General features: G+C 70.3%; 12 protein-coding genes. 8 read left to right on the top strand and 4 right to left on the bottom strand.

Translation table 11 applies throughout. From position 1 onward, the window contains the following. Window positions 1-60 precede the first annotated feature (60 nt). Window positions 61-819 (top strand): alpha/beta fold hydrolase, encoded by a 759-nt coding sequence (locus HEP85_RS06230; protein WP_168526894.1) that lies wholly within the window; start codon window positions 61-63, stop codon window positions 817-819. 4 nt (window positions 820-823) lie between these two features. Here HEP85_RS06230 and HEP85_RS06225 read toward each other — a convergent pair whose 3' ends face one another. Beyond that, window positions 824-1,423 carry a class I SAM-dependent methyltransferase gene (locus HEP85_RS06225; RefSeq protein ID WP_168526893.1) on the bottom strand — a complete coding sequence of 200 codons (600 nt, stop codon included), beginning with the start codon at window positions 1,421-1,423 and terminating at the stop codon, window positions 824-826. Window positions 1,424-1,575: 152 nt separating this feature from the next. On the opposite strand from HEP85_RS06225, the gene HEP85_RS06220 reads away from it, so the two are divergent. The 5 genes from HEP85_RS06220 to HEP85_RS06200 all read left to right on the top strand — a co-directional run bounded on the left by HEP85_RS06220 (window position 1,576) and on the right by HEP85_RS06200 (window position 6,668). Then, complete coding sequence (locus HEP85_RS06220; RefSeq protein WP_168526892.1) at window positions 1,576-2,349, top strand: MHYT domain-containing protein; 774 nt, start codon at window positions 1,576-1,578, stop codon at window positions 2,347-2,349. Window positions 2,350-2,405: 56 nt separating this feature from the next. Continuing rightward, window positions 2,406-4,961, top strand: coding sequence for a nitrate- and nitrite sensing domain-containing protein (locus HEP85_RS06215; protein ID WP_369657623.1), 2,556 nt, complete (start codon window positions 2,406-2,408; stop codon window positions 4,959-4,961). After that, the gene (locus HEP85_RS06210) at window positions 4,958-5,419 is read left to right on the top strand and encodes a roadblock/LC7 domain-containing protein (protein ID WP_168526890.1); all 462 of its coding nucleotides are present in this window, start codon (window positions 4,958-4,960) and stop codon (window positions 5,417-5,419) included. Before HEP85_RS06215 ends, HEP85_RS06210 begins: the two co-directional genes overlap by 4 nt. Further along, entirely contained in the window at window positions 5,416-5,811 is a 396-nt protein-coding gene (locus HEP85_RS06205) for a DUF742 domain-containing protein (protein ID WP_168526889.1), read from the top strand. The genes HEP85_RS06210 and HEP85_RS06205 overlap by 4 nt, the downstream gene beginning before the upstream one ends. Before the next feature lie 251 nt (window positions 5,812-6,062). Further along, window positions 6,063-6,668: an ATP/GTP-binding protein gene (locus HEP85_RS06200; protein ID WP_153292055.1), complete on the top strand. Its 606-nt coding sequence runs from the start codon at window positions 6,063-6,065 to the stop codon at window positions 6,666-6,668. A 130-nt stretch (window positions 6,669-6,798) separates the two neighbouring features. Here HEP85_RS06200 and HEP85_RS06195 read toward each other — a convergent pair whose 3' ends face one another. Beyond that, on the bottom strand, window positions 6,799-7,227 hold the full coding sequence (locus tag HEP85_RS06195; RefSeq protein WP_168526888.1) for a PPOX class F420-dependent oxidoreductase: 429 nt from the start codon (window positions 7,225-7,227) through the stop codon (window positions 6,799-6,801). A gap of 93 nt (window positions 7,228-7,320) precedes the next feature. On the opposite strand from HEP85_RS06195, the gene HEP85_RS06190 reads away from it, so the two are divergent. Both HEP85_RS06190 and HEP85_RS06185 read left to right on the top strand, forming a co-directional pair. Next, complete coding sequence (locus HEP85_RS06190; protein WP_168526887.1) at window positions 7,321-7,734, top strand: roadblock/LC7 domain-containing protein; 414 nt, start codon at window positions 7,321-7,323, stop codon at window positions 7,732-7,734. 127 nt (window positions 7,735-7,861) lie between these two features. After that, on the top strand, window positions 7,862-8,938 hold the full coding sequence (locus HEP85_RS06185) for a DUF6397 family protein (protein ID WP_248001851.1): 1,077 nt from the start codon (window positions 7,862-7,864) through the stop codon (window positions 8,936-8,938). A 23-nt stretch (window positions 8,939-8,961) separates the two neighbouring features. Here HEP85_RS06185 and HEP85_RS06180 read toward each other — a convergent pair whose 3' ends face one another. Together HEP85_RS06180 and HEP85_RS06175 are read right to left on the bottom strand one after the other, a co-directional pair. Beyond that, window positions 8,962-9,828, bottom strand: a complete 867-nt coding sequence (locus HEP85_RS06180; RefSeq protein ID WP_329285805.1) for an acyl-CoA thioesterase II — start codon at window positions 9,826-9,828, stop codon at window positions 8,962-8,964. A 19-nt stretch (window positions 9,829-9,847) separates the two neighbouring features. After that, entirely contained in the window at window positions 9,848-12,361 is a 2,514-nt protein-coding gene (locus HEP85_RS06175) for an RNA helicase (protein WP_168526885.1), read from the bottom strand. Between the last annotated feature and the right edge of the window lie 137 nt (window positions 12,362-12,498).

Genomic DNA, 12,498 nt, shown 5'->3' with positions numbered 1-12,498 from the left:
TATTCTCTACGGGATGTCGAGAACGTCGAGAACGACGAAGCGACTCCAGGAGGAGAAGCGATGAAGCAGGCAGAGTTCGACGGCAGGGGAAGTCGGATCCGCTGGACGGAAGCCGCAGGCGCGGAGCCGGCCCGGGTGTATGTGCACGGCCTGGGATCGGCCTCGGCGGTCTACAACGCCCACATCGCCGCCCGGCCCGAACTGGCAGGACGTCGCTCCCTGTTCGTCGATCTGCCGGGGCATGGCATCAGTGACCGGCCCGTGGACTTCGGTTACACCCTGGAGGATCACGCCGACGCATTGGCCGCCGCTCTGGACGAGGCCCGTGTCACGGCGGCGGAACTCGTCGCCCACAGCATGGGCGGCGCCGTGGCCATCGTGCTCGCGGACCGCCGGCCCGACCTCGTGTCCAGGCTCGTCCTCGTGGAAGCGAATCTCGACCCGTACCCCCCGGGCGAGGCGGGCGGCAGCGGGATCGCCTCCTACTCGGAGCGGGAGTACGTCGAAAACGGCGGCCACGCGCGCGTGCTCGACAAGGTCGGCCCCGCATGGGCCGCCACCATGCGACTCGCCGACCCGCTCGCCCTCCACCGGACCGCGACCGGGCTCGCGCGCGGCACCACGCCCACCATGCGCCACCTGTTGGAGCGGTCGCCGGTGGCCCGTGTCTACCTCCAAGGGGAACTGAGTGGCGAACTGGACGACAGAAAAGGGCTGGAGGCCGCCGGTGTGCGCGTGGTGAGCGTCCCCCGGGCGGGGCACAACATCATGTTCGACAACCCCGACGCCTTCGTGGCCGAGATCGCCGCAACGGTGTGAGGTCTCAGCTCCGGTGTACGGCAAGCGCCAGGAAGCGCTCGTCCTCGTCGGCGTACGACGTCATGACCCATCCGGAACCCGCCAGCAGAGGACGCAGATTCGCCTCCGCTCGCAGATCGTCCGGCGTGATCCGGCGACCCTGGCGGGCCGCGAGCGCCGCCCGCCCGATGGGATGGAACAGGGCCAGCGTGCCACCGGGACGCACCACGCGCGCCAACTCCCGCAGAGCCGCCCGAGGGTTCGGCAGATGGGCGATGAGGCCCGCGCCGAACACGGCGTCGAGCGACCCGGTGCGCAGCGGCAGCGTGGCGGCATCGGCGAGCAGCAGTTGCCCCTCGCGGTCCCGCCCGGCCCGTACGGCGGCCGCCAGCATCGCCGGGGTCAGATCGGCCCCGATGACCACTCCGGACGGCCCCACGGCCGCTCGTAGCGGCGGCAGGGCGCGCCCGGTGCCGCAGCCCGCGTCGAGTACCCGGTCACCCTCGCGCAGGCCGAGTTCGGCCGCCGCCGCCGCGTAGGCGGGCCCGTCGTCGGGAAATCTGGCGTCCCAGTCGGCGGCGCGCGGTGAGAAGAACTCCCGGACGTGTGTGTGGTCGTCGTTCATGTTCCGCATGATCCCGCACCGACACGAAGGGCGACGCTGCGCACACGTTCGAACGTGACGCGATCGCTCGGCTGCCTTTCTGTGTCATATTGCAACACCTTTCGAAATGCGCCCCCTTCGTGCGCCCCTGGCCGGGCTAGCGTCCGTGGGCCATGGGACACCTGGACCACGCCACCTTCGGCTGGCTGACCCCCGTGCTGTCGTACGCGATGGCCTGTACCGGCGCTGCTCTCGGGCTGCGCTGCACCGTCCGCGCGCTCGCCGCCACCGGACGCGCGCGCCGCAACTGGCTCCTCGCGGCGGCCTCGGCGATCGCCACCGGCATCTGGACGATGCACTTCGTGGCGATGCTCGGGTTCGGCGTCAGTGGCACGGAGATCCGCTACGACGTCCCGTTGACGATCCTGAGTCTGCTCGTGGCCCTGGTCGTCGTGGGCGCGGGCGTCTTCGCGGTCGGGTACGGCCGTGACCGGGGACGCGCGCTCGCCCTCGGCGGACTCACCACGGGGCTCGGGGTCGCGAGCATGCACTACCTCGGCATGGCCGCGCTGCGACTGCACGGCTCCGTGCGCTACGACCCGATGCTCGTCGGACTCTCGGTGGTGATCGCCGTGGTGGCGGCGACCGCGGCCCTGTGGGCGGGGCTCAACATCAAGTCACCCCTCGCGGTCGTCGGGGCCTCACTCGTCATGGGAGGCGCCGTGAGCAGCATGCACTACACCGGAATGCTGGCGGTGAGCGTCCGCGTCAGCCCTTCCGGTGAGGCTCTTCCCGGGGCCACGGTGATGCAGTTCGTCTTCCCCCTCGCCGTCGGCCTCGGGTCCTATCTCTTCCTGACCTCGGCGTTCGTCGCACTGTCACCCACGGCCCGCGAGCGTGAGGCGTCCGCGGCGGCCCAGCGGCCGGTCGAGAGCGCCGCCCGCTAGCCGCGGCTCGGTACCGACCCGCCGGGAACGCCCCCGATTCATTGAGTGAGGAGGCCATGCGTACACCCCGTACAACCCCCGCACCCGGCGCCGAGTCGCCGTCCCAGGCTCCGGCGCGCGGCCGTCGTGCCCACGCCGGCCCGCCCGCCGAGGAGCACGGCGGCCTCGACGAGGACGCCGACGGGACGGGACCCGTCGGGAGCCCGCGTCCCGGGGCGATCCCGCGTCGCGCGGGTCGTTGGAACCCGCGCCCCCGCACCGTGCGGGCCAAGATCATCTGCCTGCTGATGGTGCCGGTCGTCTCCCTGTTCGCGCTGTGGGCGTATGCCACGGTGACCACGGCTCAGGACGTCGCGCGACTGCGGCAACTGCAACGCGTGGACTCCATGATCCGTGTCCCGATCGACAACGCCGTCACCGCGTTGCAGGCCGAGCGGACGGCTACCGTCCGCTACGCGACCGATCCGGAGTCCGAGCGGCAGAGCGACCTCAGGACGTTCGCGGAACGGACCGACCGCGCGGTGGCGAAACTTCGGCTCGGCGACCGCAACACCGTCGCCGACGGCGCCGACCTGCCTACCGGGGTGGCCGGCCGCCTCGACTCCTTCGTCACCGCAGCGGAGGACCTGCGAACGCTGCGCAGTGCCGTACGCGAGCGCCGTACGGGGTGGAACGAGGTCTACGAGCAGTACACCAAGGTCATTTCGGCCGCCTTCACGGTGACCGGCGCGCTCACCGGCGTCCAGGACCCGGGCCCCGGATCCGAGGCGCGCGTGCTCATCGAGTTCTCCCGGGCAAGGGAGGCGCTCGCGCAGGAGGACACGGTGCTGGCCGGCGCGCGGCTCGCGGGCACGCTGGAGGGTGAACGACTGCGGCTGTTCACCGGAGCCGTCGCCACCCGTCGTGCGCTGACCGACGCGTCCGTCGCGGATCTGCGGGGGGCCGAACAAGCGTCCTGGCGCGACCTCATGGACGGGAGCGCGTACGCCGACGTGGGTGCCGTCGAGGACAGCGCGCTCGCGTCCCGGCCGGGCGCCACCGCCCTGGCCGCCGCGCCGGAAGCCGACTGGAACGCGCCTCACGCGCGGGTGAGTGACGCCATGCGCACGATCGAGGCCCACGCGGGCCCAGGTGCCGAGGGCCGGGACTACCCGTTGACCCGCGGTCTGCGAACGCCCGCCGGCGCCGCCGTCGTGTTCGGTCTCGCCGCCGTCGCCGCGTCACTCGTCATCTCCGTACGCATCGGCCGCGGCCTGGTCGTCGAACTGGTGGCCCTGCGCAACAGGGCCCTCGAGATCGCCCGGCGCAAACTCCCCGACGCCATGCGCAAACTGCGCGCGGGGGAGGAGATCGACGTGCGGGCCGAGGCCCCGTCCGGACCGCCCTCCGAGGACGAGACCGGTCAGGTCGCGGAGGCCCTGACCACCGTCCACCGGGCGGCCCTGCGCGCCGCGGTCGAACGCGCGGAACTCGCGAGCGGAATCTCCGGAGTCTTCGTCAATCTCGCCCGGCGCAGCCAGGTCCTGGTGCATCGCCAACTCAGCCTGCTGGACAGCATGGAGCGCCGGTCCGAGGATCCGGACGAACTGGGCGACCTCTTCAGGCTCGACCACCTCACCACCCGTATGCGGCGGCACGCGGAGAACCTGATCATTCTCTCGGGCTCGGCTCCCGGCCGGGCCTGGCGCATGCCGGTCTCACTGACGAACGTGGTCCGTGCGGCCGTGTCCGAGGTCGAGGACTACGCGCGCGTGGAGGTACGGCAGTTCCCGGAGACGTCCGTCATCGGGGCCGCTGTCGCGGACCTCACGCACCTCCTGGCGGAAGTCGTCGAGAACGCCGCGCAGTTCTCACCTCCGCACACCCATGTCCGTATCACCGGTGAGCCGGTCGGCAACGGCTACGCGCTGGAGGTCGAGGACCGGGGGCTCGGGATGGGCAAGGAGACGCTCGACGAGGCCAATCGGCGGATCGAGGAGACCGAGACGCTCGACCTGTCCGACAGTGACCGGCTCGGTCTCTTCGTGGTCAGCAGGCTCGCCGCCCGGCATGACATCAAGGTGCACCTGCGGACCTCGCCCTACGGAGGCACCACCGCGGTCGTCCTGCTTCCCACGGCGCTGCTGCAGCCAGGTCCGGCGGAACGAGCCCCTCGCAAGGCGGACACCGAAGGGCCCGCGGAACGCGAGTACGCGCGCGTGTCGGCCACGCCCGAAAGGGAGGCCGTCCAGGCGCCCGCCGAGCGGCCCGTCCTCGTGGCTCCCGTGCAGGCCGCCGTCGAAGCCCCCGGGAAGACCTCACCCGAAACACCGCCCCCTGGAGTCACCACCTTGCGGCTGCACCGTCCTCCGGAAGCCTCCGACGGTGACGACGGCCTCCCCAGACGCGTACGGCAGGCCAGCCTCGCACCCCAACTGCGTGAACAGCGCCCCGAGGAGCCGGCACATGTCCCCCGTCCCAGGAGCGAGGACACCCGCACCCCCGAACTCGTACGGGACCGAATGACCGCCTATCGCGACGGCTGGGCGCGCGGTAGCGGCCGGACATCCGGTCACGGCGGCACCTCAGCCCCCGATGCGGGTGGCGACAGCGGCGAAGGAGACCCCGCGTGATTCAGGACCCGAGCCTGCGGGCTGCCCAGAGATCCGGCGAGCTCGACTGGCTGCTGGACGACCTGGTGCTGCGTGTGGCCGAAGTACGGCACGCGGTGGTGCTGTCGAACGACGGGCTGGCGGTCGGCGCCTCCACCGGCCTCGGACGCGCGGACGCCGAACACCTGGCCGCCGTCGCCTCCGGCTTCCACAGCCTGGCGAAAGGCGCAGGCCGCCATTTCGGTGCCGGAGGCGTACGTCAGACACTGGTCGAGATGGACGACGGCTTTCTGCTCGTGGCGGCGGCGGGCGATGGCTCGTGTCTCGCCGTTCTCACCGCCGCGACGGCCGACATCGGGTTGGTGGCGTACGAGATGGCGCGGCTGGTCAAGCGCGTCGGCGAGCATCTCCACGCACCTCCGCGCGCCGCTGCGCAGCCGCCCGCCGCCGGATCGGCCGAGGAAGGCCGATACGGATGAGCGAGGACGCGGTGGGCAGCCAGTGGTACGACAACGAGGCCGGGCCCCTCGTCCGCCCGTACGCGATGACGGGCGGCCGCACCCAATCCGGCCCCACCGGGGTCCGCTTCGACCTGATCGCCCTGGTCACGCTCGACACGACCGCATCCGGGGCGGACGACGAGTCGCTGCTCGGGCCGGAACACCGCCACCTCATCGACCTGTGCCGCGTCGAGACCCAGTCGGTGGCCGAACTCGCCGCGGACACCGACCTGCCGGTGGGCGTGGTCAGAGTCCTGCTGGGCGACCTTCTGGAACGCGGCCGCGTCACGGTCAGCCGCCCGGTGCCGCCCGCACAACTGCCCGACGAGCGGATCCTCCACGAGGTGATCGAAGGGTTGAGGGCGCTCTAGATGAACGTTGTCGGCCCGACCCGCACCCGCCATCGCCCACTTCCGGACACCGAACAGCCGCGAGACGGTCGCAACGGTCCAGTAGCGGTCCGTTCCCTCGCGGGGAAGGCGCAGTTGCCATGATGCTGACTTCGCGCACCCGCAGACATGTACCGAATGCACCGAAGCGCCCGCCGTGCACCTGGGTCCCACCACAGCGCGTGCGGACGGGCCATGCCGACCCTGGTCGGCACTCCCGAGGGAAGTGATCGATGGTCTCCGAGAACTCCGACGCCTCGGCCGCCGAGTCGTCCGCGCTGGCTTTGAAGATACTGGTCGCCGGTGGGTTCGGCGTGGGGAAGACCACCCTGGTGGGCGCGGTCAGCGAGATCCGCCCGTTGCGCACCGAGGAACTGCTGAGCGAGGCAGGGCAGTCGGTGGACGACACCGAGGGAGTGGACCGCAAGGCCACGACGACCGTCGCCATGGACTTCGGCCGCATCACCATCCGGTCCGGTCTCTCCCTCTACCTGTTCGGCACCCCGGGCCAGGACCGGTTCTGGTTCCTCTGGGACGAGTTGTCGCTGGGCGCGCTCGGCGCCGTCGTCCTCGCGGACACCCGGCGACTCGAGGACTGCTTCCCCGCGGTCGACTACTTCGAGCACCGGCACATCCCGTTCGTGGTGGCCGTCAACTGCTTCGCGGGCGCCCGGGCCTACGGAGCCCAGGACGTGTCCCGTGCCCTCGACCTCGACCGGGGCACGCCGGTGGTGCTCTGTGACGCCCGTGACCGCGACTCCGGGAAGGAGGTGCTGATCCGACTGGTGGAGTACGCCGGGCGGGTGCACACCGCCCGGCTGCTCGACTCCGTCGGCTGAGAGCGCCGAGTCGCCGGAGGCCCACGGGCGAAGGGATCCAGGGCGTGCCGTTCGGAACATGCAGGCGTCGCTGGGGCGACTCGGCCGCAAGGCACCGCTTCTCACAGCCGGCTGACCCGAACGGCACCCTCTAGTCCGCCACCGCGGAGTACGCGAGGACCTTGTCGATCCGCACGCGTACGACGAGTTCGCCCGGGACTCCGTTGCGCTTCCCGAACTCCTCCGCCCGATCCGCACCCATGTAGCGGCCACCGATGCGGGCGGCCCAGAGACGCAACTCGTCGGGGTCCTCGGACAGTTCGGCCCGACCTTCCAGCACCACGAAGTCGAACGGCGGCCGGTCGTCGTCCACGCAGAGGGCGACTCGGCCGTCACGGGCGAGGTTCCGCCCCTTCACGGTCTCCTTCGAGGTGTTGAAGATCAGGTCGTCGCCGTCCAGCAGGAACCAGATCGGCGCCACATGCGGACTCCCGTCCGCCCGGACGGTCGACAGTTTCCCGGTGCGGGTGCCGTGCGAGACGAAGGCCCGCCATTGCTCGTCGGTCATCTTCTGTGCCATGCCTCCATCCTCCTTGCTCGCACGGCGGCCGTGGGGAAGGCTGGCTGGTCGAATCCTCCGGTCAGGGGGAGACAACGACACGGGGAGACGGACATGGAGCAGAACACGCGGCTCGGCTGGCTGCTGGACGACCTGACCGAGCGCGTCGAACACGTACGGCACGCGTTGGTGCTCTCCAACGACGGGCTGGTGACGGGCGCGAGTACGGGACTTCGACGCGAGGACGCCGAACACCTGGCGGCGGTCTCGTCGGGTCTGCACAGTCTGGCCAAGGGGTCCGGTCGTCACTTCGGCGCGGGCGAGGTGCGGCAGACGATGATCGAGTTCGACGACGCGGTGCTCTTCGTCACCGCCGCGGGAGACGGCAGCTGCCTGTGCGTTCTCAGTGCCGCGGAGGCCGACATCGGCCAGGTCGCCTACGAGATGACCCTGCTGGTGAACCGAGTCGGCGAACACCTGCGGGTGGACACACGCCAGCCGGAACGATCCCCCTCACTGGACTCCTGACCTGCGCAGACGTGTCACGCGGCGGAGTTATACACAGGCGCGCCGCGAGATCGTCCGGACCGGCTACGGTTTTTCTCGAGGCAAGCGCACACCGGCGCGAGCACCGCACTCCACGGGGGAGACCGTCATGTCCGGTAACACCGTCACGCAGTCGGACACGCAGTCCGCTACTTGGTCGCTCGCCCGCGCCGCCCGGGAACTGGAGCTCAGGCGCGGCGAGTTCGACCTGGCCGTGCACCTCGGATACGTACGCACAGTTCTCGACGAAGGGGGAGGGGGACGCCGGGTCACCCGTGCGGAGACCGACCGCGTGCGTTCCCAAGAGGGCTTTCCCGAGGCGCTGCGAGAGCGCGTCAAGGCTGTCGGTACGACAGAGGGTGCCGCCCTCCTGGGCATTTCCACCGCCCGGTTCACACGCCTCGCACGCCTGGGCCTCGTGGTGCCGGTCAAGTTCTATCTGAACCGCTACCGAGCCGTGGTCTGGCTCTATCTGGCCGAGGAACTGTACCGCTTCCCGGCCGACAAGCAGAACGCTCCGCTGCTCAGGGGCCGTACGCCCGAGGGACTGCGGGACCAACTGGAGGCCGGCCTGGACCTCCGGCCCCGCAACTGGCGGGGACGGCACATGGGATTCCTGCTGCGCCAGACCGAGGGCCCCTGGGCGAGGGCGGCGGTCGTGGCCTCCCTGCTCGACCCCGTGCAGGTGGCGGAGGTCATCACGGATCCGTACGAGCGCGCCTGCCTGAACCGCTTCCGCCCCGAACGCCCCTCCCACGGCGCGCCGGACTCGCCCGCCGCGCACCTCGTCTCCCGGATCATGACAGCCGAGGACCCCGACGAGATCAGCTGGCTCCGCGCCGACCTGGGTCAGGCCGTCGCCGAGGCCCGAGAGACGCACCCCGCACCGCGTCCGACGCAGAGGGCCGAGCCCGGCGTCGTCCCGGAACCGGCCGGATCGTCCCCGGCCCATTCGTTCCCGGCCCATTCGTCCCGGGCCCGTTCATCCCCGGTGGCCTCTCGACCAGTGGTTCCCGCTCCGGCTGCCTTCGCTCCGGCCGCACCGGTGTCGGCCGCAGCCGCGCCGGTCGTCTCCACGGCAGTGGCTTCGCGGCCGGAGACAGCCACCTCCGAAGACCTGCCCGCGGCCGGGGAACGCGGGTGGCCACGCGGGCTGGTCGGCTGGCTGCGCCGCAGAAGCACCTGACAGCCTGGCGGCCCGGCACATCGTCACAGCGCCCGGAACAGGCCTTCCTGGACGACGGAGACGAGCAGGCGTCCCTTCAGGTCGTAGATGCGTCCGCGGGCCAGTCCTCGCCCGCCGGTCGCGATGGGCGACTCCTGGTCATACAGGAACCACTCGTCCGCCCGGAACGGCCGGTGGAACCACATGGCGTGGTCGAGGGAGGCCATGTCGAAGCCCCGCGGACCCCACAGCGGCTCCACGGGGATGCGGACGGCGTCCAGGAGCGTCATGTCACTCGCGTACGTGAGGGCGCATGTGTGCACGAGCGGATCGTCGCCCAGCGGTCCCACGGCCCGCATCCACACCGCGCTGCGCGGTTCCGCGTCCTTGATCTCGTTCGGCGTCCAGCGCAGCCGGTCCACGTACCGGATGTCGAACGGCTGGCGGCGTGCCATGCGTTCCAACGCCTCCGGAAGCGTGCCCAGATGCCTGGTGATCTCCTGCGGCAGCGTCGGCAGGGACTCGGGGTCGGGGACTTCGCGAGCCGGCGGCAGCTGGTGCTCGAAGGTCCCTTCCTCAGGCTTGTGAAAGGAGGCGGTCAGATTGAAGATCGTGCGTCCCTGCTGCACGGCGGTGACACGACGCGTGGTGAAAGAGCGCCCGTCCCGGACCCGTTCGACCTGGTACACGATCGGCACGCCCGGCCTGCCCGGACGCAGGAAGTACGCGTGCAGCGAGTGCACCGGTCGGTCGCCCTCCGTGGTGCGCCCGGCGGCGACCAGCGCCTGGCCCGCCACCTGGCCACCGAAGACACGCTGCAGCGACTCGTCCGGGCTGCGGCCGCGGAAGATGTTGACCTCGATCTTCTCGAGGTCGAGCAGGTCGACGAGTCTCTCGGCTGGGTTCGTCATGCGGGGGATTCTCCTGTGCTCACAACTGGCCGACGTCGGTGACCTTGACGACGGCACGGCCCTCCGCGTCGGACGCCGTGAGGTCGACCTCCGCGCTGATGCCCCAGTCGTGGTCGCCGTTCGGGTCGGCGAAGGTCTGACGGACGCGCCACAGGCTGTTCTGCGGCTCCTCCACGATGGACAGCAGCTTGGGACCGCGGGCGTCGGGGCCGGTGCCGAGGTCCTCGTACTCGTCCCAGTACTTGTCCATCGCCTCACCCCAGGCGTCGGCGTCCCAGCCGGCGTCGGCATCCAGCGCGCCCAGCTCGTGGACGTTGTCGAGCGCGGCGAGTTCGACGCGGCGGAACATCGCGTTCCGGACGAGGACGCGGAAGGCGCGGGCGTTCGCGGTGACCGGCTTGACCTGGTCGGCCTTCTCCTGAGCCTCCTCGGCCGTCATCACCTCCGGGTTGGCGAGCTGCTCCCACTCGTCCAGCAGGCTGGAGTCGACCTGGCGCACCAACTCGCCCAGCCAGGCGATCAGATCCTCCAGGTCCTCGGACTTGAGGTCGTCCGGGACGGTGTGTTCCAGGGCCTTGTAGGCGCTGGCCAGGTAGCGCAGGACGATGCCCTCGGTGCGCGCGAGCTCGTAGAAGGAGACGAACTCGGTGAAGGACATGGCGCGTTCGTACATGTCGCGGATCACGGACTTCGGCGACAGCGGATGGTCGCCAACCCACGGGTGGCTCTTGCGGTAGGTGTTGTAGGCGTGGAAGAGCAACTCCTCCATCGGCTTGGGGTACGAGACGTCCTGGAGCCGCTCCATGCGCTCCTCGTACTCGACGCCGTCCGCCTTCATCGCGGCCACGGCCTCGCCCCGCGCCTTGTTCTGCTGGGCGGCGAGGATCTGCCGCGGGTCGTCCAGCGTGGATTCCACGACGGAGACCATGTCCAGGGCGTAGGACGGGGACTCGGGGTCCAGGAGGTCGAACGCGGCGAGCGCGAACGTCGACAGCGGCTGGTTGAGCGCGAAGTCCTGCTGCAGGTCGACGGTGAGACGCACGATGCGGCCCTCGGAGTCCGGCGTGTCCAGCTTCTCGACGATGCCGCCGTCGAGGAGCGAGCGGTAGATCGCGATCGCCCGCCGGATGTGCCGCAACTGCTGCTTGCGCGGCTCGTGGTTGTCCTCCAGCAGATGCCGCATCGCCTCGAAGGCGTTCCCGGGCCGGGCGATGACCGACAGAAGCATCGTGTGGGTCACCCGGAAGCGGGAGGTGAGCGGCTCGGGATCGGAGGAGATGAGCTTCTCGAAGGTGTTGTCCGTCCACCCGACGAAGCCCTCGGGAGCCTTCTTGCGCACCACCTTGCGACGCTTCTTCGGGTCGTCGCCGGCCTTGGCGAGGGACTTCTCGTTCTCGATCACGTGCTCGGGGGCCTGAGCGACGACGTACCCCGCCGTGTCGAAGCCCGCCCGTCCGGCGCGCCCCGCGATCTGGTGGAACTCGCGGGCGCGCAGCGTACGTACGCGATTGCCGTCGTACTTCGTCAGCGCGGTGAACAGCACGGTGCGGATGGGGACGTTGACACCCACGCCAAGGGTGTCCGTGCCGCAGATGACCTTCAGCAGGCCGGCCTGGGCCAGCTTCTCGACCAGCCGACGGTACTTGGGCAGCATGCCGGCGTGATGGACACCGATCCCGTGGCGTACGTAGCGGGAGAGGTTCTGGCCGAACTTGGTGGTGAACCGGAAGTTGCCGATCAGATCGGCGATCTGGTCCTTCTCCTCCCGGGTGCACATGTTGATGCTCATCAGCGCCTGCGCCCGCTCCACGGCCTGCGCCTGGGTGAAGTGGACGATGTAGACCGGGGCCTGCCTGGTCGCGAGCAGTTCGGTGAGCGTCTCCGTCAGCGGAGTCAGCACGTACTCGTAGGAGAGAGGCACGGGCCGGGTCGCCGAGCGGACCACCGACGTGGGGCGGCCGGTGCGCCGGGTGAGGTCCTTCTCGAACATCGACATATCGCCGAGCGTCGCCGACATCAGGATGAACTGCGCCTGGGGCAGTTCCAGGATCGGGATCTGCCACGCCCAGCCGCGGTCGCCCTCCGCGTAGAAGTGGAACTCGTCCATCACGACCTGGCCGACATCGGCGTGCTTGCCGTCCCGCAGCGCGATGGACGCCAGCACCTCGGCGGTACAGCAGATGACGGGCGCGTCGGCGTTGACGGAGGCGTCACCGGTGAGCATGCCCACGTTCTCGGTGCCGAAGATCTTGCACAGCTCGAAGAACTTCTCCGACACGAGCGCCTTGATCGGTGCCGTGTAGAAGGTGACCTCGTCCCGGGCGAGCGCGGCGAAGTGCGCACCCGCGGCGATCATGCTCTTCCCCGAGCCGGTGGGGGTCGAGACGATCACGTTCGCCCCCGAGACCACCTCGATCAGCGCCTCCTCCTGGTGGGGATAGAGCGTGAGACCGCGTTCCCCGGCCCACGACTCGAAGGCTTCGTAGAGGGCGTCGGGATCTGCGGTCTGCGGCAGCTGATCGATAAGGGTCACGCCCCCATCTTGCCTGTCGACCTGCCCGATGGGGGAATCGGATGTCCGGCCGAAGATCACGAACGTTACGCTGTGGCGCCGGCGAAGCGTCACCGTACGCGGGCAACTGGACAGCGGTACAAGTGGAATGGGGCGGG

This window comes from Streptomyces sp. RPA4-2, assembly GCF_012273515.2.
GTDB classification, from domain to species: Bacteria; Actinomycetota; Actinomycetes; order Streptomycetales; family Streptomycetaceae; genus Streptomyces; species Streptomyces kaempferi.
This window is presented reverse-complemented; position numbering and strand designations above follow the sequence as displayed.

Excerpts from the sequence above, each read along its gene's own strand:
- HEP85_RS06230 (WP_168526894.1), top strand. The coding sequence starts at position 61 with ATGAAGCAGGCAGAGTTCGACGGCAGGGGAAGTCGGATCCGCTGGACG.
- HEP85_RS06190 (WP_168526887.1), top strand. The coding sequence starts at position 7,321 with ATGGAGCAGAACACGCGGCTCGGCTGGCTGCTGGACGACCTGACCGAG.
- HEP85_RS06215 (WP_369657623.1), top strand. The coding sequence starts at position 2,406 with ATGCGTACACCCCGTACAACCCCCGCACCCGGCGCCGAGTCGCCGTCC.
- HEP85_RS06195 (WP_168526888.1), bottom strand. The coding sequence starts at position 7,227 with ATGGCACAGAAGATGACCGACGAGCAATGGCGGGCCTTCGTCTCGCAC.
- HEP85_RS06185 (WP_248001851.1), top strand. The coding sequence starts at position 7,862 with ATGTCCGGTAACACCGTCACGCAGTCGGACACGCAGTCCGCTACTTGG.
- HEP85_RS06180 (WP_329285805.1), bottom strand. The coding sequence starts at position 9,828 with ATGACGAACCCAGCCGAGAGACTCGTCGACCTGCTCGACCTCGAGAAG.
- HEP85_RS06225 (WP_168526893.1), bottom strand. The coding sequence starts at position 1,423 with ATGAACGACGACCACACACACGTCCGGGAGTTCTTCTCACCGCGCGCC.
- HEP85_RS06220 (WP_168526892.1), top strand. The coding sequence starts at position 1,576 with ATGGGACACCTGGACCACGCCACCTTCGGCTGGCTGACCCCCGTGCTG.
- HEP85_RS06200 (WP_153292055.1), top strand. The coding sequence starts at position 6,063 with ATGGTCTCCGAGAACTCCGACGCCTCGGCCGCCGAGTCGTCCGCGCTG.
- HEP85_RS06205 (WP_168526889.1), top strand. The coding sequence starts at position 5,416 with ATGAGCGAGGACGCGGTGGGCAGCCAGTGGTACGACAACGAGGCCGGG.